Source organism: Oscillospiraceae bacterium (assembly GCA_034925865.1).
In the GTDB taxonomy this organism is placed as follows: domain Bacteria; phylum Bacillota; class Clostridia; order Oscillospirales; family SIG627; genus SIG704.
This window is the reverse complement of sequence record JAYFRN010000006.1, coordinates 130,770-151,294: the sequence shown is the minus strand read 5'-3', so window position 1 is coordinate 151,294 and position 20,525 is coordinate 130,770. Positions and strand designations below refer to the sequence as shown.

The 20,525-nt window shown below is 38.4% G+C and carries 28 protein-coding genes; 26 read left to right on the top strand and 2 right to left on the bottom strand.

Going from position 1 to position 20,525, the window contains the following annotated elements:
- Positions 1–68: 68 nt before the first annotated feature.
- From VB118_03055 to VB118_02930, 26 genes are all read left to right on the top strand, one after another.
- Complete coding sequence (locus VB118_03055) at positions 69–698, top strand: phage scaffolding protein (GenBank protein ID MEA4831578.1); 630 nt, start codon at positions 69–71, stop codon at positions 696–698.
- Positions 699–724: 26 nt separating this feature from the next.
- The gene (locus VB118_03050; protein MEA4831577.1) at positions 725–2,101 is read left to right on the top strand and encodes a phage coat protein; all 1,377 of its coding nucleotides are present in this window, start codon (positions 725–727) and stop codon (positions 2,099–2,101) included.
- A 20-nt stretch (positions 2,102–2,121) separates the two neighbouring features.
- On the top strand, positions 2,122–2,586 hold the full coding sequence (locus VB118_03045; GenBank protein MEA4831576.1) for a hypothetical protein: 465 nt from the start codon (positions 2,122–2,124) through the stop codon (positions 2,584–2,586).
- Positions 2,580–2,939 carry a hypothetical protein gene (locus VB118_03040; GenBank protein MEA4831575.1) on the top strand — a complete coding sequence of 120 codons (360 nt, stop codon included), beginning with the start codon at positions 2,580–2,582 and terminating at the stop codon, positions 2,937–2,939. The genes VB118_03045 and VB118_03040 overlap by 7 nt, the downstream gene beginning before the upstream one ends.
- Positions 2,939–3,430, top strand: a complete 492-nt coding sequence (locus VB118_03035; GenBank protein MEA4831574.1) for an HK97 gp10 family phage protein — start codon at positions 2,939–2,941, stop codon at positions 3,428–3,430. Before VB118_03040 ends, VB118_03035 begins: the two co-directional genes overlap by 1 nt.
- On the top strand, positions 3,427–3,852 hold the full coding sequence (locus VB118_03030; GenBank protein MEA4831573.1) for a hypothetical protein: 426 nt from the start codon (positions 3,427–3,429) through the stop codon (positions 3,850–3,852). The genes VB118_03035 and VB118_03030 overlap by 4 nt, the downstream gene beginning before the upstream one ends.
- A gap of 8 nt (positions 3,853–3,860) precedes the next feature.
- On the top strand, positions 3,861–4,067 hold the full coding sequence (locus VB118_03025) for a hypothetical protein (protein ID MEA4831572.1): 207 nt from the start codon (positions 3,861–3,863) through the stop codon (positions 4,065–4,067).
- A gap of 1 nt (position 4,068) precedes the next feature.
- Positions 4,069–5,367 carry a phage tail sheath family protein gene (locus tag VB118_03020; protein ID MEA4831571.1) on the top strand — a complete coding sequence of 433 codons (1,299 nt, stop codon included), beginning with the start codon at positions 4,069–4,071 and terminating at the stop codon, positions 5,365–5,367.
- Between the two features lie 18 nt (positions 5,368–5,385).
- Positions 5,386–5,862 (top strand): phage tail tube protein, encoded by a 477-nt coding sequence (locus tag VB118_03015; protein ID MEA4831570.1) that lies wholly within the window; start codon positions 5,386–5,388, stop codon positions 5,860–5,862.
- A gap of 80 nt (positions 5,863–5,942) precedes the next feature.
- Positions 5,943–6,374, top strand: coding sequence for a hypothetical protein (locus VB118_03010; GenBank protein MEA4831569.1), 432 nt, complete (start codon positions 5,943–5,945; stop codon positions 6,372–6,374).
- Between the two features lie 203 nt (positions 6,375–6,577).
- Positions 6,578–8,764, top strand: coding sequence for a tape measure protein (locus tag VB118_03005; GenBank protein MEA4831568.1), 2,187 nt, complete (start codon positions 6,578–6,580; stop codon positions 8,762–8,764).
- Complete coding sequence (locus tag VB118_03000) at positions 8,764–9,708, top strand: LysM peptidoglycan-binding domain-containing protein (protein MEA4831567.1); 945 nt, start codon at positions 8,764–8,766, stop codon at positions 9,706–9,708. Before VB118_03005 ends, VB118_03000 begins: the two co-directional genes overlap by 1 nt.
- Before the next feature lie 14 nt (positions 9,709–9,722).
- The gene (locus VB118_02995) at positions 9,723–10,682 is read left to right on the top strand and encodes a hydrolase (GenBank protein ID MEA4831566.1); all 960 of its coding nucleotides are present in this window, start codon (positions 9,723–9,725) and stop codon (positions 10,680–10,682) included.
- Positions 10,666–10,938: a DUF2577 domain-containing protein gene (locus tag VB118_02990; GenBank protein ID MEA4831565.1), complete on the top strand. Its 273-nt coding sequence runs from the start codon at positions 10,666–10,668 to the stop codon at positions 10,936–10,938. Before VB118_02995 ends, VB118_02990 begins: the two co-directional genes overlap by 17 nt.
- Entirely contained in the window at positions 10,935–11,327 is a 393-nt protein-coding gene (locus tag VB118_02985; GenBank protein ID MEA4831564.1) for a DUF2634 domain-containing protein, read from the top strand. The genes VB118_02990 and VB118_02985 overlap by 4 nt, the downstream gene beginning before the upstream one ends.
- The gene (locus VB118_02980) at positions 11,327–12,388 is read left to right on the top strand and encodes a baseplate J/gp47 family protein (GenBank protein MEA4831563.1); all 1,062 of its coding nucleotides are present in this window, start codon (positions 11,327–11,329) and stop codon (positions 12,386–12,388) included. Before VB118_02985 ends, VB118_02980 begins: the two co-directional genes overlap by 1 nt.
- The gene (locus VB118_02975; GenBank protein ID MEA4831562.1) at positions 12,381–12,926 is read left to right on the top strand and encodes a putative phage tail protein; all 546 of its coding nucleotides are present in this window, start codon (positions 12,381–12,383) and stop codon (positions 12,924–12,926) included. Before VB118_02980 ends, VB118_02975 begins: the two co-directional genes overlap by 8 nt.
- Positions 12,923–13,657: a hypothetical protein gene (locus VB118_02970; GenBank protein MEA4831561.1), complete on the top strand. Its 735-nt coding sequence runs from the start codon at positions 12,923–12,925 to the stop codon at positions 13,655–13,657. The genes VB118_02975 and VB118_02970 overlap by 4 nt, the downstream gene beginning before the upstream one ends.
- Complete coding sequence (locus VB118_02965; protein ID MEA4831560.1) at positions 13,657–14,439, top strand: hypothetical protein; 783 nt, start codon at positions 13,657–13,659, stop codon at positions 14,437–14,439. The genes VB118_02970 and VB118_02965 overlap by 1 nt, the downstream gene beginning before the upstream one ends.
- A 1-nt stretch (position 14,440) precedes the next feature.
- Positions 14,441–14,641 (top strand): hypothetical protein, encoded by a 201-nt coding sequence (locus tag VB118_02960; GenBank protein ID MEA4831559.1) that lies wholly within the window; start codon positions 14,441–14,443, stop codon positions 14,639–14,641.
- 32 nt (positions 14,642–14,673) lie between these two features.
- Complete coding sequence (locus tag VB118_02955; GenBank protein ID MEA4831558.1) at positions 14,674–15,681, top strand: hypothetical protein; 1,008 nt, start codon at positions 14,674–14,676, stop codon at positions 15,679–15,681.
- Complete coding sequence (locus VB118_02950; protein MEA4831557.1) at positions 15,678–15,842, top strand: hypothetical protein; 165 nt, start codon at positions 15,678–15,680, stop codon at positions 15,840–15,842. Before VB118_02955 ends, VB118_02950 begins: the two co-directional genes overlap by 4 nt.
- Before the next feature lie 22 nt (positions 15,843–15,864).
- Positions 15,865–16,212, top strand: coding sequence for a hypothetical protein (locus VB118_02945; GenBank protein ID MEA4831556.1), 348 nt, complete (start codon positions 15,865–15,867; stop codon positions 16,210–16,212).
- 19 nt (positions 16,213–16,231) lie between these two features.
- Complete coding sequence (locus tag VB118_02940; protein MEA4831555.1) at positions 16,232–16,927, top strand: NlpC/P60 family protein; 696 nt, start codon at positions 16,232–16,234, stop codon at positions 16,925–16,927.
- The gene (locus tag VB118_02935) at positions 16,924–17,199 is read left to right on the top strand and encodes a hypothetical protein (protein MEA4831554.1); all 276 of its coding nucleotides are present in this window, start codon (positions 16,924–16,926) and stop codon (positions 17,197–17,199) included. The genes VB118_02940 and VB118_02935 overlap by 4 nt, the downstream gene beginning before the upstream one ends.
- A complete protein-coding gene (locus VB118_02930) occupies positions 17,183–17,515 on the top strand; it encodes a hypothetical protein (GenBank protein ID MEA4831553.1) in 333 nt (110 codons plus the stop codon). The genes VB118_02935 and VB118_02930 overlap by 17 nt, the downstream gene beginning before the upstream one ends.
- A gap of 94 nt (positions 17,516–17,609) precedes the next feature.
- Here the strand turns inward: VB118_02930 and VB118_02925 are convergent, their stop codons facing one another.
- A complete protein-coding gene (locus VB118_02925; GenBank protein ID MEA4831552.1) occupies positions 17,610–18,050 on the bottom strand; it encodes a hypothetical protein in 441 nt (146 codons plus the stop codon).
- Between the two features lie 69 nt (positions 18,051–18,119).
- Complete coding sequence (locus VB118_02920) at positions 18,120–20,336, bottom strand: P-loop NTPase fold protein (GenBank protein MEA4831551.1); 2,217 nt, start codon at positions 20,334–20,336, stop codon at positions 18,120–18,122.
- Positions 20,337–20,525: the final 189 nt, after the last annotated feature.

Here is a 20,525-nt window from a genome sequence, read left to right as displayed (position 1 = left end):
TCGAAAAAAGACACTAATCAGGGGATGCGACCCCCGAAAACAAAGCGAAGATGAAAGGATTTTATATCATGAAACGCAAATTTTTAGAGGACATGGGATTGACGAAGGAACAGGTTGATAGCATTCTTGATGAAAACAGTCAGGATATTGGCAAGGCGAAAAGTGATCTGGAAACTGTTCAGACAAAATTGAAAAATGCTGAAACAGAGAACACCACCCTGAAAAGTCAGGTAACTGAAAGGGATGGTCAGCTTGAAACACTCAAAAATTCCACAGGTGACATTGAAGGTTTGAAACAGCAGATTTCTGCTTTGCAAGCCGACAACGTAACGAAAGATAAAACACATGCTGCTGAATTAAAGCAATTAAAAGTGGATGCTGCTGTTACTGCTGCATTAACGGCTGCAAAGGTTGTTAATGTAAAAGCAGTCAAAGCACTTCTAGACCTTGGTGATACTGAAAAGATTGAACTTGCCGAAGATGGCTCAGTCAAAGGTCTTTCCGATAAAATTAAGGCTCTTCAGGGTGCAGAGGATTCCAAAATGCTTTTCACAGCAGAAACAAAGCAAACAAAAATTAAGGGTGCTGTTCCGGGCGAAACAGGCAAAGAAGATCCTGATGGCAAGGCTGACACTTCCAAAATGAGTTACGAAGAACTTGCTGCTTATATGGAACAAAACCCTGATGCCAATATTTAATTTTAAAAATGAAAGGATGAATTTTCATGTCGAAATTCGATAGTAAAACATTTAACCCGAATGCTTTCGGTAAGTATATTGATACAATTCCGAAAAAGAAAAGAACTGAACTTATTAAATCCAAAGCGTTACAGCCAAACAGTCAGATTCGAGGTGCCTTCAATGGTCAGACTGGTGTTGTGTACGCTACTATCCCCATGTATGGCAGAATCGGCGGCACACCGTTAAATTATGACGGTAGCACAGACATTACTTCCACCGGAACAACCACTTATGAAAGGGGCGTTGTTGTTATCGGTAGAGCAAAAGCCTGGACAGAAAAAGACTTTTCTGAAGATGTGACAGGCGGTGCTGGTTTCATATCTCATGTCGCAAAACAGGTTGCTGAATATTGGGATGACATAGACCAGAGCATCTTGCTTTCTATATTGAAAGGTATTTTCCGCATGACTGGTGCAGAAAATCTGAAATTTGTCAATGGTCACACCTATGACATAACAGGTGCAACGGTTAGCTCTGTTGCTGCAGGTACGTTAAACACTGCTATTCAGAAGGCAAGCGGTGATAAGAAAGCGAAGTATGGTCTTTGCATCATGCACAGCGCGGTTGCGACCAATCTTGAAAATCTGAAACTTCTTTCTTATATGACTTACACTGATGCAGAAGGCATTGAAAGACAGCTTTCTCTTGCAACTTGGAATGGTCGTGTTGTGCTTATTGATGATGGTATGCCTTTCGGTTCTGTGCAGTCTGATGCAGGAACGCAGGGCGTTTATAAAATCACGATATCGGCAAAAGCTGTTGCAGGTGATAAGATACAGATCGACGATGAAACTTATGAATGTGTTGCTTCTGCCCCCGGCGCAAAGCAGTGGGCAGCAGGTGCGGATGTCATAGCGGATGCGACAGCTCTAAAAGCATTGCTTGCGGCACAGTACAGCGGTAAGTTCACGGTTACCAACTCGGCTGGTGTTATTACTCTCACACAGGTGACCAATGGTATTGGTGGCATCCCTGTGTTGTCTGTAACAAAGACCGCAGGCGGAACACTCACTGCTGCTGCAACAACCAACACTGCAGGTGCAGAAGCAACTTATGCCGATACTTATACAACATATGTATTTGGCGAAGGTGCTTTTGACTTTGAGGATATCGGTGCGGAAGTTCCGTATGAAATGAACCGTGATCCGAAAACAAACGGTGGTCAGGACACACTTTACAGCAGACAGCGCAAGGTGTTTGCACCGTTTGGTATCAGCTTCACCAAAACAAGCATGGCATCCAATTCCCCGACAGATGCTGAACTTGAAGATGGCGCGAACTGGACATTGGTCAATGACGGAAACGGTGAATACATTGACCACAAGTCCATTGCTGTTGCAAGAATCATTTCAAGAGGATAATGAAGAAAGGGTGATGATGTATGTCCGAACTTAATTCTATACAGCAGATAGTTCTTAACAACATCATTACTGTTATGCCTACTTCCAGCCTTACAGAACAAGTTTTTGCCGATGTTCTGTTAAGGCTGGATTATTTTGGCTATGTTGTTAATGAAGGTGACAGTTGGGTACTTAGCTTTTCAATTCAGAAAATTGAAAATAATATTAAAAATTCATGTAATATTACTTCAATTCCTAATGAATTATTTAACACAGTAATTGATATGGTATGCGGTGAATTCTTATTTTCAAAGAAAAGTAGCGGGCAATTACAAGGGTTTACTTTAAATTTGGATGCAGCGGTGAAGCAAATTCAGGAAGGTGACACAAGCGTTTCTTTTGGTGATGGCAGTAAAACGCCGGAACAGCGGCTTGATTTGCTTATTGCTTATCTGATGCAGAACGGTAAAAGTGAATTTGTGCAATATAGGCGGTTGAAATGGTAAGTGCTGCAAGAAAAGCTATTGAATCGCAATACCAAGATACATGTGACATAGTGGAATACAAATCTTATACAAAAGCAAATAAATCCACTGCTAAAGAGGAAGTCACTGTTCTACAAAATCAACCCTGTAAATTATCATATTCTACATTGAAAAGCAATACCGAAACCATAAGTGCTGAAATGGTATCACAGATTGTGAAATTGTTCATTGCACCTGAAATTATAGTGAAGCCTGGATCGAAGTTAATTGTTCTGCATCAGAGCAGAACGCTTGAATTCAAAAACAGTGGAAAGCCTGGTGTGTTCAGCTCACATCAAGAAATAATACTTGAACTGTTTGATGGGTGGGCGTGATGGGTAAGAATGTCAAAGTAGATATAAGACAACTTGATGCATTCAGAAAACAGCTTGAACAGTTGCGTGATAACCAAGCTGAACAGTTTATAACTTCCTGTGTCAAAGAACTTGCGGCAAGATTACTGGCAAAGGTTATTAAAAGAACCCCTGTAGGTGATTACCCTAAAAGCACTGGCAAGAAAGGCGGTACATTAAGGCGTGGATGGACAGCAAAAACTGAAGCCGAAACAACAAGTGGTGGATCATCTGATGCTGTTGCCTATGCTGAATCGCTTAAAATTCAAAAAGTTGGTGACACCTATCAGGTAGAAATTATAAATCCTGTCAATTACGCTTCCTATGTTGAATTTGGTCACAGGACATCTAATCATAAAGGATGGGTTGAAGGTCGCTTCATGCTGACTATTTCAGAGCAAGAACTTGAAGCTGATGCACCGAGAGTAATTGAAAATAAATTGAAAAAATATATGGGGGAATGCTTCAAATGATTAATGAGATTATTGATGCAGTAAGTATAAAAATCAATGAAACATTCGGTGATGATAAAGAAATTTACACAGAAATAAAAAAGCAGGATTTGAAAGAACCCTGCTTTTTTATTTCGTGCATCAACCCCATTAACACACAGGTGTTGGGCAAGCGATACTTCAGAAATAATTTGTTTTGCATTCAGTATTTCCCTTCATCTAAAGAACCAAAGTCAGAATGTAACCAGGTACTTGAAGCTTTATTTCTTGCAATGGAATGCATCACTGTTGAAAGTGATTTGGTTCGTGGTACAAAAATGCATGGTGAGACAGTTGATGGTATCCTGAATTTCTTTGTGAATTATGATATGTTTGTTTACAAAGTCGAAGATTCGACCCTGATGGGTGAAATGTCAAAGCCAAATGTTGATGTGAAAGGATGATATAAACTATGGCAAAAGATACAGACAAAGTTGAAAACGCTGAAAAAGTTGAACAGACTTTTGAAATTAAGTTTTCAAAAAAGCAAATTGCTTCATCCAAAAGGTACAAGGACAGGATTGACCTTGTAAATGCACTTTTGGATGATGATAAAGAATATTCACTTGCAGAAGTGGATGAAACTATTGAAACATATCTGAAAGGTAAGGTGAACTAAAATGGCATTAGGTGGTGGAACTTTCGTTACACAAAATAAAATCCTACCTGGTTCTTATATAAATGTCATAAGTGCGACAAGCGCAAGTGCAGAACTTTCTGACCGTGGCATTGTTGCAATACCTATGCAATTAAAGTGGGGTCAGGAAGGTGCTGTCATTTCTGTTGCAAAGAGCGATTTCCAAACCAACTGCTTCAAGCTATTTGGATATGATTACATGAATGATGAAATGAAGCCTTTACGTGAAATTTTCATGAATGCAATCAAGGTGTTTGTTTACAGACTTGGCGCAGGGACAAAGGCATCTTGCACACTCTGTGATGCCAAATATGCAGGTACAAGAGGAAATGACATTGATATTGTCATCAGCACCAATGTTGATGATGCAACCAAATCTGATGTAAAAACATATGTAGATTCTGTCCTTGTCGATAGTCAGACGGTATTGACAAGTGGAAAAACAGATGCACTTGCAGATAATGATTTGGTTGTTTGGAAATCGGCTGTTGCGTTCACTGTCACAGCAGGAACTGCACTTACTGGTGGTGCTGATGCAACTGTGACTGGTGCAAATCATTCAACTGCTCTTGCTGCTCTAGAATCGGTGTCCTTCAATGTGCTTGTTTCTGATACCAGTGATAGCACAACCAAAGGGCTGTATTACAATTACACAAAGCGTATGCGTGATGAACTCGGCATTAAATTTCAGTGTGTTCTTCACCAGTATACAACGGCTGATTATGAAGGTGTTGCTTCTGTTGAAAATAATACTGGAACAGAATGTGTATATTGGGTTGCAGGTGTCCTGGCAGGATGTGCAATCAATAAATCCCTGACCAATAAGCTATATAATGGTGAATACACCATTGATACGGTTTACACACAGTCACAACTTGAAGCTGCGATTCAGGTAGGTAAATTTCTCTTTCACAAGGTCGGGGACAGTGTTCGTGTTCTAAAAGATATTAACACTTTGGTCACTACCACAGCGGATAAAGGTAGCATCTTCAAGGATAATCAGACCATCAGGGTGATTGATCAAATTGCAAATGACATTGCAACATTGTTTAACACCAAATATCTTGGTGTTGTTCCAAACGATGCATCAGGCAGAATCAGCCTTTGGGCAGATATTGTAAAGCATCATGAACAGCTCGAAGAAATCAGAGCTATTGAAAACTTTGATGATTCAAGCGTTGTGGTTGCACAGGGTGATACAAAGCAGTCTGTTGTGGTGAATGATGTTGTCACAATTGTGAACAGCATGGTTCAGCTTTACATGACCTGCATTGTGCAGTAAGAAAGGGGGTGACAATCAATGCTAAATAATGTTGTGATGAAAGGCAAGGATGCAATTTCTGCAAAGCTTGCCGAATGTTTTGTTACTATTGAAGGTAACAGATATAATTTCATGCAAATGATAAACTTTGAAGCAAAGTTTGAAAAGAAAAAAACCGAAGTTCCGATTCTTGGTAAAACAGGAACGGGTAATAAAGCAACTAGCTGGAAAGGCAGCGGCTCTGCAACTGCCCACTACAATCAAAGCATCTTCCGTCAACTCCTTTTGAGATACAAAGACACCGGTGAAGATATTTACTTTGAAATTCAGGTTACAAATGATGATCCAACAAGTGCAGCAGGAAGACAGACCCTTGTGTTTGTTGACTGTAATACTGACGGTGGTATCCTGTCCAAATTTGATGCTGACGGTGAATACCTTGATGAAGACATAGATTTCACCTTTGAGGACTTCAAGATGCCTGAAACCTTTGTAATTCTCGCAGGGATGCAATAATCACAGTGACTTGCCCCTGATGGTTTGGTCTTATATAGACAACCATCAGGGGCTTTTCTGTTAAGAAAGGAATTTAATATATGTCAGAACTGAAACTGTTTTTGAAAGCCAACAAAAAGCAGAAAGAAAATACTAAATACGCTGCAACAAAATCTTTGGTTGATGAAAAAGGCAATCCCCTGATGTGGGAAATCAAGCCTATTGCCACCAGGGAAAGTGAAAACATCCGTGAAGCTTGCATGATTGAAGTACCTGTCAAGGGAAAATCAAATGCTTACAGACCCAAGTTGAATACTGGTTTATATCTTGCAAAGATGATGGTTGCTTCAATTGTTTTCCCAAATCTGTATGATGCGGAACTTCAAGATTCTTATGGTGTGAAAACACCCGAAGAACTGTTGAAAGAAATAATTGATGACCCTGGTGAATATAACGAATTTGCCTCTTTCGTTCAGGAATTTAATGGCTTTAACACCAGTATGGAAGATAAGGTTGAAGAAGCAAAAAACTAATCAGTGAAGGTGACAGCGATGCTGTATATGCTCATTATTGTTTGCACAAGTTTCACTTGTTGCCTTCACAGTTTATTGTTTTAGATGACCAGGAAAAAGCTTTTATAATAGCATCCATAAACATCAAGATGGAAAGTGAAAAAGCTGAAGCAGCAAAAATAAAATCAAAGCAGCGAAAATAAACAGAAAGGCAGGTGGTATGTGTGGCAACGATTCAAACGGCAATAAGATTAACAGATATGATGACTTCCCCATTGATAGATATTACACAGGCATTGAATATGACAGTAAGTGCGTTTGAATCAATTGAATCAAAAGCAAATTCAGCATTTGATTCAATTGAATATGAAGGTGTGAGAGAAAGAATCAATGCAGCAAATGTTGAACTTAATGAAATAATTGAAAAAATCAAAGCAAATACTGATGAACAAAATAAATTTAATGAATCGTTAAATAGCGGTGTAAACAACAGTAATAAGCTTTTATCATCAATAACCAAACTGGCTGCTACTTATCTGTCTTTTCAAACAGTTATGAAAGCAATCGACCTTTCTGACACTCTTGCCCTTTCGGAATCAAGGCTCTCCTTGATTGTTGATGATGGTGGTTCAGTTGAAGAATTGGAACAAAAAATTTTTGCTTCTGCTCAACGATCGAGAGCAGTATATCAAGACACTATTGACACTGTTTCAAAGCTTGGGCTGCTTGCAGGAAAGTCTTTCAGTGGAAATGACGAAATGATTGCATTTTCCGAACTGATGAACAAGAACTTCATTATTGGCGGTGCATCTGCAACAGAACAAGCTTCGGCAATGTATCAATTAACACAAGCAATGGCATCAGGAAGGCTGCAAGGTGATGAATACAGGTCAATTATAGAAAATGCACCTTTACTAGCCAAATCAATTGAAGATTATATGGTGAATGTAAAGGGCGCAGAAGGAACAATGAAAGATTGGGCATCCGAAGGTATGTTGACCGCTGATGTCATAAAAGCTGCGTTATTCAGTTCCGCTGATGAAATCGAAGAACGATTCAATGAAATGCCTATGACCTTTGGGCAGATTTGGACTTCAATAAAAAATGATGCATTGATGCAATTTCAACCTATTCTTAAAAATATGAATGATATTGCAAATTCAAAGCAATTTACCGTACTGGTTTCTGATGTGACAAGCGCTTTAGTTGTGGTTTCGGGAATTGTTCTTGGAATTTTTAATATGGTGGGTGCTGTAAGTCAGTTTATGTCTGACAATTGGTCATTGATTGCACCTGTAGTTTATAGCGCGGCAATTGCATTGAGCATATATGCAGGTTATTTAGCTGTCACCAATACTCTTGAAATGATAAGTAATATATCTAGAGGAATTGCAGCAGTAAAAGCATATGCAGCGGCATCTGCCAATGTTGCTCTAGCTACATCTGCAAGAACAGAAGCTATGGCAAAAGCAAGCGCAACTGCTGCACAATATGGATTCAATGCTGCTTTGCTAGCATGTCCTATAACTTGGATAATAATTGCAATAATTGCAATAATCGCCCTTTTTTATTTGGTTATTGCAGATATCAACAAGCTGACTGGATTAACAATTAGTGCAACTGGGATCATTTTTGGCGTATTCACCACACTTGGTGCTTTCTTGTGGAATTTGTTTCTTGACTTGCTTGATTTAATTCTTGGCGTTATTAATTATTTAATAAATCCATTCATAGAGTTTGCAAATTTTATTGGAAATGTATTCACTAACCCTATTTCTTCTATCATTTATTTATTTCAAGGTATGGCAGATAACGTTCTTGGACTCCTTGAAAAAATAGCTTCCGCTCTAGATTTCGTATTTGGTTCAAATATGGCTGATGCTGTTGCAGGATGGCGTTCAGGTCTTAAAGAAATGGCTGATGCCGCAGTTGCAGAATATGCACCGAATGAAAATTACCAGAATGTAATTGATGAATTAGATTTAAGTGTTGACAGTTTGGGGCTGAAAAAATGGTCATATACAGACGCTTGGAACACTGGTTATTCGGCGGGTGAAAGCGTTGATGAAGCAATATCAAATTTTGACCCTGCAAGCTTGTTCCAATCGAACATACCTACTGCTGATGATTATACAAACAGTTCTGACCCCTCACAATACCTGTCAAATATATCTGATAATACTGACAGCATGGCAGGTTCTGTTGCACTCTCGGAAGAAGATTTGAAGTATCTGCGTGACATTGCTGAAAGGGATACAGTTAATAGATTCACAACAGCAGAAGTCAAGGTTGAATTCGGCGGTATCACAAACAATGTTTCTTCAGAAGCTGACCTGGACGGAATGGTTACATATCTTTCTGACCGTGTTGCAGAAGAACTTGAAGTGGTTGCGGAAGGGGTGCATGAATAATGGCGTATGATATTTATTTAGGAACAATGTTGTTACCAGTCACCCCTTCAAAGCTCAACATTAAAATAGCAAATAAGAACAGTACAATGGTGCTTATTAATGATGGTGAAATTAATGTTTTAAAGAAGGCAGGGCTAACAGAAGTTTCTTTCACAGCGTTGCTTCCACAAACACAATATCCATTTGCAGTGTATAAAAATGGTTTTCAGAAAGCAAGTGTATTTCTTAATCAGCTTGAAGAACTGAAAACCAGTCAGAAACCATTCCAATTTATTATTTCAAGGCAAATGCCGAAGGGTGGTAAGTTGTTTGACACAAATCTAAAAGTTAGTCTTGAAGATTATAAGATAATTGAGGATGCAGGTAATGGCTTTGATGTAAATGCGGAAATTAAGCTGAAACAATACAGAGATTATCAAACTAAGACCATTGCACTTACTATAAACCAGGCAAGCACACCTTCACAGAAAACTAGCAATGGTGGTGCATCTTCTTCCGGTGTAATTAAGGTTGGAGATACGGTGAAAGTAAAAACTGGAGCTAAATATTACTATGGTCAAACTGTTCCTTCATGGGTTTATAGTGGAACATATAAGGTGTATAAAGTTGGTGTAACAGGATTATCCGACTATGTGGTTGTTGATAAAACAGGCATCAATTCACCTTTTCATGCTGCGGATTTGACTGTCATAACAACAATAACTGCATCCAGTGCTTCAACAAGATCAGCAAGTTCAGCACCGACATACAAGACATACACCATAAAAAGCGGTGATACACTTTGGGGAATTGCAAAAAGTAGATTTGGTAATGGCTCAAAATACATTGAAATATATAATTTAAATAAAACTGTTATTGAAAACGCTGCAAAAGCACATGGATTTGCAAGCAGTTCTAATGGCAATCGAATTTGGGCAGGAACAATTCTTCAAATGCCAAATTAAGGGGGTTGATGAACATGAATGTGCAAATCCTTATTCAAAATGGAAACATGATGTATTCCCCGATTATTCAGGAAGGTATTGTTTGGCAGACAGAAAGAAAAGGTTCACCTGGGAAGCTTACTTTTACGGTTGTGAAAGACAGTGTGATAAACTTCACCGAAGGAAACCCTGTCAGAATGGATATTGACGGTGTGAAAGTTTTCTATGGCTTTGTTTTTTCAAAAAAGCAAAGCAAGGACATGAACATCACTGTCACTGCCTATGACCAAATCAGGTATTTGAAAAATAAAGACATCTATGTGTACACAAACAAAACGGCATCAGAGTTCATCAAGATGGTGGCGAATGATTACAATCTCAACCTTGGAACAATAGAAAGTACATCATTCAAGATTGAATCCAGGGTTGAGGATAATACTACCATTCTTGATATGATTCAGAATGCACTTGATTTAGAGCGGACAAACAAAAAGACCATGTATGTGCTTTATGACGAATGCGGAAAACTAACATTAAAAGCACTTGAAAGAATGAAGCTTGATATTGTCATTGATGAAGAAACTGGTGAAAATTTTGATTACACTTCCACTATCGATTCACAAACATATAACCAAATAAAATTGGTTTATGAAAATGACAAAACAAGCAAGCGCGAAGTATATATGGCAAAAGATTCTTCCAATATAAACAATTGGGGGATACTACAATATTATGACACTTTGCAGAAAGGTGAAAATGGTCAAGCAAAAGCAAATGCTCTGCTTGACCTGTATAATGCAAAAACCAGGAATTTGAAAATAACAAATGCTCTGGGTAATCCGAAGGTTAGAGCAGGAAGTATGGTTGTTGTAAAATTGAATCTAAGCGACATTATGATTCAGAACTTCATGCTTGTGGAGAGTTGCAAACACACTTTCAAGGAATCAGAACATAGGATGGATTTGACTTTAAGAGGTGGTGAATTTATTGCCTAATTTAATCGAGAGCATAAAAAAAGCAGCACTTGATGCGGTCGAAAATTCTAAGCCGTGCGCGGTTATGTTTGGTAAAGTCACATCTGTTTCACCTATGAAAATCAATGTTGAACAGAAAATGACACTTACATCAGCACAGCTTATTTTAACCAGTAATGTAACCGGTCAGAATAGCTTGATTGTCGGTGATACCGTTGTTCTTCTGAGAATGCAAGGTGGTCAGAAATATGTTGTATGGGATAGGGTAATAACATGATTCCGTCAGTTAATGGATTTCTTAACAGTGATTTTATAATTGAAGAACAACCAAGTTATACATATAAACTTACCAATAAAATTGGTGGGTATATTGATTCACAGGAAGCTATAATTCAGACTATATATTGTATTTTGAACACCGAAAGGTATCAATATATGATTTATTCTTGGAATTATGGAATTGAACTTATTGACCTTATCGGTGAACCAGTAAATTATGTAATGCCTGAGTTAAAAAGGCGAATCATTGAAGCATTGACATGGGATAAAAGAATAATTGAAGTGAATGATTTCACATTTGATGTATCCAAAAATGAAATCTCTTGCAAATTTACAGTATACACTATTTATGGTGAAGTTCAAATTCAAAAGGTGGTGAATTTTTAATGTATGAAGATATGACATATGATGTTATCTTGAAAAGGATGCTTGACAGAGTTCCTGGCACATTTGATAAACGTGAAGGATCTATTATTTATGATGCACTAGCTCCCGCTGCAATCGAACTTACACTTGTTTACATTCAAATGGACATGATTCTTAATGAATCCTTTGGTGATACCGCATCAAGGGAATATTTAATCAGAAGGGCATCTGAAAGAGGAATTGAAACTGAACCTGCTACAAATGCGATTTTAAAAGGCGAATTCACCCCAACAAACATTGACATGCTGAATGCAAGATTCAATTTGAACCAATTGAACTATGTGGTAACTGAACTGATTTCATCAGGTATTTACAAGGTACAGTGCGAATCAACAGGAATTATTGGTAATCAAAGTTTTGGTGACATGATTCCTATTGATTACATTGAAGGATTGGAATCAGCAAAGCTGACAGAAGTTCTTATTCCTGGTGAAGATGAAGAAAGCACCGATTCTTTAAGGGAACGGTACTTTAACAGTTTTAAATCACAGGCGTTCGGGGGCAACAAACATGATTACATCGAAAAAACACTTGCGCTTGATGGTGTAGGTGGTGTAAAGATTTATCCCGTTTGGAATGGTGGCGGGACAGTTAAAGTTGTAATTTTGAATTCTGAATTCCAAATCCCATCAACGGCATTGGTCAATGCAGTGCAGACCGCACTTGATCCCGTACCCAACAATGGATTAGGACTTGGTATCGCTCCTATCGGTCATGTGGTGACCGTTGCCGGGGTTACATCATCAACAATTAACATTGTAACCGAAATCACTTATCAGAATGGCTGGAGCTGGACTGATGTGAAATCTTATGCGGAAGCGGCAGTGGATGCCTATTTCAAAGAACTAAGTCAAGCTTGGGATGATAATGACGCTTTGATTGCTCGTATCAGTCAAATTGAAACCCGCTTTCTTGACCTTCCTGGTATCGTGGACATTGCCAACACTACATTAAACGGGGCGGCACAAAATTTAACCTTGGGGGCTAATGAAATCCCGGTAAGGGGTATTATCAATGCTTAGACAGTTAATTGATTATCTTCCCCCGGTCATTAAAAACGTGCAGGAATACCAAGCAATCATGAATAATGGCGAACAAGCTGAAATATCTGCTTTGTGGGATGCTGTGGATTACGCACTAGATGACCAATTCGTACAATCGGCGACTGAAAACGGTGTTGAACGGTGGGAAAAAATTTTAGGTATTAAACCCAAGGGAACAGATATTTTAGAAGATCGTAAATTCAGGATCCTTTCCCGCATCAGCGAGCAACTTCCTTACACTTTACCGGTGCTGAAAAACATGCTTCAGAGTTTATGCGGCGCGGATGGTTACAGTGTGGAAGTACAAAACGAGCTGTATATCTTGAAAGTGAAAATTGCGTTGGTTGCCAAGTCAAACTTTGATGATGTGAATGCGCTGTTAAAAAGGGTCGTTCCGGCAAATATAGTGATTGAACTTGTACTGATGTACAACACCTGGAGCATGATTAAGAATTTCACATGGGATTACCTAAAAGCCAAGACTTGGCGAGACATTAAAAATGAGGTGTTGGAATGATCAAAACTCCAAATTATAATTTAAATAAACCTACATATGACGATTTCGGCGATATTGCAGACTTGAATGCAAATGCTGACATCATTGACGCTGCATTGTTTGATAAAGTTAGCAAAGAAACGGGAAAAGGGCTTTCTGAAGCAAATTTTACAGCCACAGAAAAATCTAATCTTGCCAGCATGGTATCGGACATCACAAATTTACAAAACGGTAAGCAAACAAAAATTACTGCATCGGGTATTTTAAAAGGTAATGGCACAGGTGGAGTTACGGGATCAACTCAAATTCCTTCAACTGATGTAAGCGGGCTTGGCAATGCCGCGACGAAGAATTTAGGTACAGCGGCAGGAACAGTTTCAGAGGGCAATCATAACCATAATGGAGTATATGCGACTTTAACAGATGGCAAAGTCACACCTTCCTTACTTGGGGTATCAACTGTTTCTGTGACCTCAGGTAAAACTTCTGTTCTTACTGATGCAAATACCCTACAAGTTGTAAATAGTACCTCGGCTATAACAATCACAATCCCCACACATGCTTCAGTAGCATACCCATTAGGAACAGCGATTGATGTAATGAGATACAACACAGGCGCGGCAAATATCGCTGTTTCTTCAGGGGTTACCGTAAATGGCGTAACTACAACATTAACTGTGGTTAATAGATATGGTGTTATTTCTTTTGTACAAATTGAGATAGACAAATGGATAGCTGTAGGTGATAAATAATGAGTAGTTTACTGAGACTAGGAGTTCTTGGCGTAGGTATTAATGTGACTTATAGTGGGAGCTATGCAGTATTTGGTACTAAAAATCAAGGTAGAATAGAACTATACTCATCAGGCACTTTAACCTTTTTAAAAAGCATGACTGTGGATATTTTTGCTGTAGGAACAGGTGCGGCAGGTCAATCTGCTTATGCACAAAACACTTATAATGATTTTGGTGGGCATGGAGGCCCCTCAGGGCAAACTGAAACAGTTAAAGGTGTTGTCGTTAATGGCAGTTATTCCGCAGTAATTCCTAATAGTGTTGGATATGGGGTAAGAAATAACCCAACAACTCTTGGCTCATTAATTTCAGCCAGTGCTGGATATGCTTCTAACTTTGATAATCAAGAGGGTGGTGATGCAGGAGCCTTAGGAGCCAACTATGATAGGTCTTCAGAAGTACTTGTTAGAAATGCAGCTTATGGTGATGGGGTTTATGGAGAGTTGCAAGGACATAATATGTATTCTTTTGGCGAAACAAATAACACAATATATGGTGGTGGTGGAAGCGGAGGTGGAGTTAGATGGAATTCTGGTAACTGGGCATCGGGTGTTTATGGATATATAGGCGGTGGGTATGGGGGACTGTACAGTAGTGGTTTTTATGCAGGGGGTAATGGACATATCAATACCGGTGGTGGTGGTGGTGGTGGTGCTTATGAGTATAACTATCCCGCCGACACAGGACATCCGGGAGGTTTAGGCGGTACAGGAATAATAATTGTAAGATGGGGGTATTAGAATGAAAAAAGCTGTTATTTTATATGGAAAAGTCGTTGGCATATACGAATATGGCGAGCAGGGAATACAACTTATCGGGTTACCCAATGAAGCCATATTATATGACTGCTCAAATCTTGATGTGAAAATAAACGATGATTTTGTAGATGGTAATTTTACACGCGAGGGTGTTCCCGTAGCTATTATTCAGCCGGCTGAATAAACCTGTGTAAACACCTTGAAAGGGGTTGACCAATGATTTACGCATTTACGCTCAGTAAATATAACATTACGCCAGAGTCCTTAACAATCGGCACGCGGGGTACATACGGCATGGATAAAATTGATTTTGTTTTATCCGATGATTGGTCTGGACTGAACATCACTGTATGCTTTTACCCCGCCGAACGTACCACAGGCGTATCAGTTGTTTATTCCGGGACACCGATAGATATTCCAGCCGAGTTTACATCTACACCCGGAAATGGCAAAATGACCATTGTCGGTACAAGCGATAATAAGCAATATATTTCACGATGCGCGACATTAGCTGTTCTAAATACGCCGAAGCCCGCAGATGCAGAACCTGATCTGGTCACACCTTCTCTTGCAGCGCAGATACGAGATATTGCGGAAAATGCCGAGAGCATGGCGCGATCAGTACAGAGTGATGCAGATGCAGGTAAGTTCAACGGCAAAAGCGCGTATCAATCGGCGTATGATGGCGGTTATAAAGGAACAGAAGCGGAATTTAATGATTTAATTGCTAGTATGTCACCATTTAATTATGAAAAAACGATTGAAATAGCAGAGCCGATACAAAGCATCGTTATAGACCAATTCGATGATGGTCAAACTTTAAAGTTAAAAGAGTTGTATGCGTATGTCGAGGTCAAGGCAAGTGCTACAAGTAATATAGGCATTGATTTATGGTATGATTCCACACCTTTGATAACTCCTAATCGAGGTTGGACGTCTATGGGATATGCCAATGGAAATCTTGCATTATATGTTCATGCTTATATTGGGAAATCGAAATTACTGGAAATGGATTATGTTTCAGGAACAGTGCCAGAGTATGTCAATTATACGTGCGCGCTTAGTGGTACTGTTTATCATGTTGTAACTCCGATTTCTTATAATAACCCAGCTATACCTTTCTATGCTGTAGTTAATCATATTAATAAAATAGTTATCAGTACGCCTAATACATCAATAAACATGAACTCCGGGAAAATTGTTATACGAGGTATTAAAGTATGAAAAAGTATTATAACAATCAATATGTCGAAATGACCGCCGAAGAAATTGCGGCATTAGAAGCAGAATGTGCGAATATGCCGCCGCCAGAACCCACACCTGAAGAACGCATAGCAGTACTTGAAGCAGAAATAGCCGAGTTGAAAGCACTTACCAATAAATAGCTGGAAAGGAGAGCACTTTTATATGACACCAGAAATAAGCGCGATCATAACGATCTGCGCTTTTGTTTTATCTGTATTTACATTTTTTATTGGTCGTCAATCCGCAAGCAAAGCTGAAGGCAAAGAATCCGGAAGCCTTGCGAAAGATATTGAATACATCAAAGACAGCGTAGAACGAATTGAAACGCGATTAAATGATGATGTCAGGCGACTGGAAGGTCGTTGTGATGAAATGAGTAAGCAGATGGTTTCGATATCAGGCACAGCTGCGCAAGCATATGAATCCGCAAAAATGGAACATAACCGGCTTAATGAGCATCTTGAACGCGATCACGGTCAGATCGTAGTAAAAAACCATAAAAATGATTAAGAAAACGGAGGTTGAAACCATGGTAAAAACAGCAAAAGGTCTCGTTGATTATTGTAAGGCGCAGCTCGGAAAACCGTATTGGTACGGTTCCTTTGGGCAGTTTGCAAACACAAGCGATCTTGATTGGTACGCGAAAACATACCCGGTGTACTGGTCTGATTCACGCGTAGCTCAGGCACGGGAAAAGCATATCGGACAGAAGGTACACGATTGTGTCGGGCTTATAAAAGGCTATCTGTGGAGCGCAGACGCAAACAGCCCGGCGAAATACCGCGAAGATCAGGACGTTTCCGCAAACGGTATGCGAACAAAATGCACAGAAAAAGGCGACATCAGCACAATTCCGGAAATACCTGGTACGCTTGTATTCATGTCTGGTCATGTCGGTGTGTACATAGGGAATGGCGAGGTAATCGAAGCTCGCGGCTTCCAGTACGGTGTTGTTAAAACTCAGCTTGCAGATCGTCCGTGGAAGTGGTGGGGTAAATGCCCGTGGATTGATTACAGCGTTTCATCGGCAGCGAATAGCTCTCAGTTCAAAGCTGGTGACCATGTGACGATTCTCCCCAGTGCAAAGTACATCAACGGCAAAAGCGTTCCGGAGAGACTCATCGGAAAAACAATGAACGTAATGAGCCTGTCAAAGGACGGAGCAAACGCGCTTATCCTGCAGCTCTTCAGCCGGATCGCGCTCCAGTATCTGAAAAAGATATGAATGTCGATAAAGTTGTATACAGCATATTCTCGTTTTTAGCCGTGTTTACGATAGTATGCCTGATTATATTCATAATTGTCGGAAGCGAACCGTCAACGCTTATTTCGTGCGTATTTGGAGCTTGCGTCGGAGAGCTTAGCATACTCGGATACCTTCACGGCAACAAGCGAAAATACAATAACAAAGAACCATATCTGAAAGGATATGCTGACTATATCAAAAATACCAAAAAGGAAAAGGGAGAAGAACAAAACAATGACTTACACGATTGATTTTACACAAATAATCCTTGCGATTATGGGTATTATCGTAACTCTGGTATCGACCTGGGTCGCAAAGGTTGCGGTACCGTGGCTTAAAGATCGGCGACTTTTCGATACAGCTAAATCTCTTTGCGCAGTCGCGCTTACAACTTTTGAGACAAATCAAGGCAAACAAAAATTTAATTATGTATACAGCATCCTTGTTGACCGTTATGGCAAATATTTCGACGAAGCAAAAATTAAAGAATCAATTCAAGCGGGTTATGTTGAGCTATGCAAGGATTTGGGAAAAGCACCTTCTCCGGCAGCTGTGGAAATTAAATAGAATAAATTTATGAATAACAAAATCGGGTAGGCGTTTCGCTTACCCGATTTTTTATATTATAATTGCCTATTTTACATAATGGGAAGTAATTACATCATTCATTTTTATCAGTTAATTTTTCAATCACTTCAAGTCCACCATCACGCCATCCCTTAAATGTATATACTTTCTTCGACACACGTCTTCCTGATCCGGAAAGTCCAGCAGATAAACTCTCACCCTCAAGTTTAACGCCTAGGTCTCCTGCTCCTGTGGTATCAAAATATTCCTCAATAATAACTTCTTCAGCTGTATCAATTCGACGAGCGATTGCAACTTCCTGAGCAACTTTGGCTTGGCATTCTGCCATTTTTAACAATATTTCTTGTTTAAGAGCCTCTTGTTTAATATCATCTAAGTTTCCTCTATCTGATAATGTACTAGACTTTTGGATTACCATTTCTGCAGAATCAACTACTAACCACGTAAGCGGACTCGTAAACCTTAATATATTTTTAGAAAATTGTAAAGCTTTATAAAAATCATTATCAATCATAATTTTACTCCTTAATTAATACGTACTATTTGTATAACATGATTAAATTTAAGTAAAATCAAATCACGTTTAGCTTTTCTCATTCTCACTTTTCCATGTTGCAAGTAACTTATCTACATCAGCTTGAGAAAGATTACATTTATAATCCTGCTTTCCTAAAGCATTCAAATAAAATGCGCCACATATGTTCTGTGTTTTTTCTGACATTAAAAATAATTCACCTGATTCTTTCTGTGATTTGATTGCTTGCAGAATACGCTCTTCTGTTAGATGTTTTTTATATTCCTGATTAAATTCATATCTTGTGTCTCCACCAGACCAAACGTTTACAGAGTTATCCAAATATCTGAGGATATTACCATCATTATTTAAGGCATCAGCAAGATAGCCATGGGCATAGTCTAAATCGAAACTCTCAAGCAAATAATAAATCATTCTCCAATTGCTGATATTAAATAGATTGTGCAGCCGTAGCATTTCCTTAACCTTATTTATAAAAAGAATTTCTAGCTGAAGTAACTCCTCTAAAGAGATAATTTTCTTATATTCATATTCTTTGCCATTGGCCGCTAGTCTTCCATATCCTAATTCAATCCTATTGATGATATTAGCAATCGATTGTAATGTAGCAAGATCTGCATTATTAATAATATCAGAAATAAATGCAATTCTTTCCGTAGAATTAATTCTATCTATCAAATCTATTACTAGAAATTCTGCATAGTTATTTATTCTAAATAAAAGGCGTTTCTGTGAATTTGTATTCAACTGGGCTGTGGTCACTATCAATGCTCTCGAAATTGTTCTGGCTCTATCTGCTGATATTTTCGGGAGCATTGCATTGACTTCTTCAAGAAAGTCATAGCTAATTTCTTTTTTATCAAGTTCTAAAAGGAAAGTCATAAATTCTTCTTGATTAAATGTGTTTACTGCATTAAGTACTTCTGCTTTTTTTAGAAAAATGTTATCCAACTCAAGATCAAAATATCTATCAAATTTATCAGGATGCGCAATTTGATTATTCATTCTTAATACATTCAAATCGTAAGTCTCATGAAGCTTACCAATTTTCTGTCCAAAATATGGAAACATCTGGGATAGAAATGTAATAATAACTACGACATGATTTGTATCTTCATATTTCGTTGTACTGTCCTCTAGTAACGACTTTATTTGAGATTGATAAAATTCATAACAGTCTTTTTGAGTTTTAAGATTTGCTTTAAAGGCTGACCAATCTTGTTCACCCGTTAAAATAGGTTTATTTCCTTTAACCCATTCATACACTGCTGGAAAATGTATCTCTAGAGCTGATATAGCAACCATATCTGTAAAATCAACTTCGGAGAATAAAGTCGTAAGTTTAAACTTTACAGAATTACAAAGGCGGTTTATATCTCTAATACTCTTTACGAACGGTTCGACACATGAATAAAATAACCGCTGCCAATGCTCTTCTTGAAAGCATATATCTTTATGTTCAGAGATAAGCATATCCATCCGACTAAATAATACACCCCTGAGCTTGGGTTGTTGGATGTCAGGTATTTGGATAGGCATTTGGATAATTTTCTCCAGGTAGTCTTCGCCACTTCCTTCTTGTACTTTTTCCAAAGCTTTAACTACAATTTCTTTATCGAAAACTAAAAGATAAATTGTATTTGGAAATTTGGCGACAGACGTTATTAGTTGAAAAACTTGACGGATTTGTTCGTTATTCAATCGGTCAATGTCGTCAATAACAATCAAAATTTTGTTTGACTGTTTTTCTAAAAGGCTTATAACGTATTCCTTCTGCTTTAATATGTCTTTTTCATCAGCGCCTTTTTTTAGTTTTTTCCCTAACTTTGAGACACACTTTTTTCCAAATAAAGCTAGAGATTTTCCGAAAGTAGGTATTACTTCAAACACTTCAAATGCATCTGAGTACTTCTCGAGGGCATTTCCAATTTTCGCAAGTTTTTTATCACCATTACTCCTAAACTTGTTAGATAAATGGATGAAAAATTGCGATAATAACTGATCGGTATTAGAAAAATTCCAAGGCTCGAAATGAACTACAATGAGTTTATTTTTCTCTCTAGAGTTTTTCTGTAGCTCATCAACTTCATTTAGCGTCATGTTTACAAGAGAGGTTTTTCCGCAACCCCATTTCCCAAAAAGCCCAATTGAAAAAGTGTCGCCGTTATTCATATCTAAGAGGGATTGCGCAAGCAATTTTGCAAAACCACCCCTGCCTAGATAATCATCTTTATTTGTACTAATTGGTTTATCTGAATAAATCACAGCCACCTCCGTTGATACTTCACATCGTTTCTATGCTAACCTACTTCTTAAAACTTCGTCTAATTGCTATAATAAGATTATTTTAACCCAACATCATTTATATTGTAAGTACCATTATATCCCATTATTAGAAAAAATCAACATTATTTCGACATTATTTTTTGATTTTATAAAAACAATAAAGCAAAC

What these genes read in the sequence shown, in the direction of transcription:
- VB118_03055 (MEA4831578.1), top strand. Translation starts at nt 69, where the DNA reads ATGAAACGCAAATTTTTAGAGGACATGGGATTGACGAAGGAACAGGTT.
- VB118_03050 (MEA4831577.1), top strand. Translation starts at nt 725, where the DNA reads ATGTCGAAATTCGATAGTAAAACATTTAACCCGAATGCTTTCGGTAAG.
- VB118_03045 (MEA4831576.1), top strand. Translation starts at nt 2,122, where the DNA reads ATGTCCGAACTTAATTCTATACAGCAGATAGTTCTTAACAACATCATT.
- VB118_03040 (MEA4831575.1), top strand. Translation starts at nt 2,580, where the DNA reads ATGGTAAGTGCTGCAAGAAAAGCTATTGAATCGCAATACCAAGATACA.
- VB118_03035 (MEA4831574.1), top strand. Translation starts at nt 2,939, where the DNA reads ATGGGTAAGAATGTCAAAGTAGATATAAGACAACTTGATGCATTCAGA.
- VB118_03030 (MEA4831573.1), top strand. Translation starts at nt 3,427, where the DNA reads ATGATTAATGAGATTATTGATGCAGTAAGTATAAAAATCAATGAAACA.
- VB118_03025 (MEA4831572.1), top strand. Translation starts at nt 3,861, where the DNA reads ATGGCAAAAGATACAGACAAAGTTGAAAACGCTGAAAAAGTTGAACAG.
- VB118_03020 (MEA4831571.1), top strand. Translation starts at nt 4,069, where the DNA reads ATGGCATTAGGTGGTGGAACTTTCGTTACACAAAATAAAATCCTACCT.
- VB118_03015 (MEA4831570.1), top strand. Translation starts at nt 5,386, where the DNA reads ATGCTAAATAATGTTGTGATGAAAGGCAAGGATGCAATTTCTGCAAAG.
- VB118_03010 (MEA4831569.1), top strand. Translation starts at nt 5,943, where the DNA reads ATGTCAGAACTGAAACTGTTTTTGAAAGCCAACAAAAAGCAGAAAGAA.
- VB118_03000 (MEA4831567.1), top strand. Translation starts at nt 8,764, where the DNA reads ATGGCGTATGATATTTATTTAGGAACAATGTTGTTACCAGTCACCCCT.
- VB118_02995 (MEA4831566.1), top strand. Translation starts at nt 9,723, where the DNA reads ATGAATGTGCAAATCCTTATTCAAAATGGAAACATGATGTATTCCCCG.
- VB118_02985 (MEA4831564.1), top strand. Translation starts at nt 10,935, where the DNA reads ATGATTCCGTCAGTTAATGGATTTCTTAACAGTGATTTTATAATTGAA.
- VB118_02980 (MEA4831563.1), top strand. Translation starts at nt 11,327, where the DNA reads ATGTATGAAGATATGACATATGATGTTATCTTGAAAAGGATGCTTGAC.
- VB118_02975 (MEA4831562.1), top strand. Translation starts at nt 12,381, where the DNA reads ATGCTTAGACAGTTAATTGATTATCTTCCCCCGGTCATTAAAAACGTG.
- VB118_02970 (MEA4831561.1), top strand. Translation starts at nt 12,923, where the DNA reads ATGATCAAAACTCCAAATTATAATTTAAATAAACCTACATATGACGAT.
- VB118_02965 (MEA4831560.1), top strand. Translation starts at nt 13,657, where the DNA reads ATGAGTAGTTTACTGAGACTAGGAGTTCTTGGCGTAGGTATTAATGTG.
- VB118_02960 (MEA4831559.1), top strand. Translation starts at nt 14,441, where the DNA reads ATGAAAAAAGCTGTTATTTTATATGGAAAAGTCGTTGGCATATACGAA.
- VB118_02955 (MEA4831558.1), top strand. Translation starts at nt 14,674, where the DNA reads ATGATTTACGCATTTACGCTCAGTAAATATAACATTACGCCAGAGTCC.
- VB118_02950 (MEA4831557.1), top strand. Translation starts at nt 15,678, where the DNA reads ATGAAAAAGTATTATAACAATCAATATGTCGAAATGACCGCCGAAGAA.
- VB118_02945 (MEA4831556.1), top strand. Translation starts at nt 15,865, where the DNA reads ATGACACCAGAAATAAGCGCGATCATAACGATCTGCGCTTTTGTTTTA.
- VB118_02940 (MEA4831555.1), top strand. Translation starts at nt 16,232, where the DNA reads ATGGTAAAAACAGCAAAAGGTCTCGTTGATTATTGTAAGGCGCAGCTC.
- VB118_02935 (MEA4831554.1), top strand. Translation starts at nt 16,924, where the DNA reads ATGAATGTCGATAAAGTTGTATACAGCATATTCTCGTTTTTAGCCGTG.
- VB118_02930 (MEA4831553.1), top strand. Translation starts at nt 17,183, where the DNA reads ATGACTTACACGATTGATTTTACACAAATAATCCTTGCGATTATGGGT.
- VB118_02925 (MEA4831552.1), bottom strand. Translation starts at nt 18,050, where the DNA reads ATGATTGATAATGATTTTTATAAAGCTTTACAATTTTCTAAAAATATA.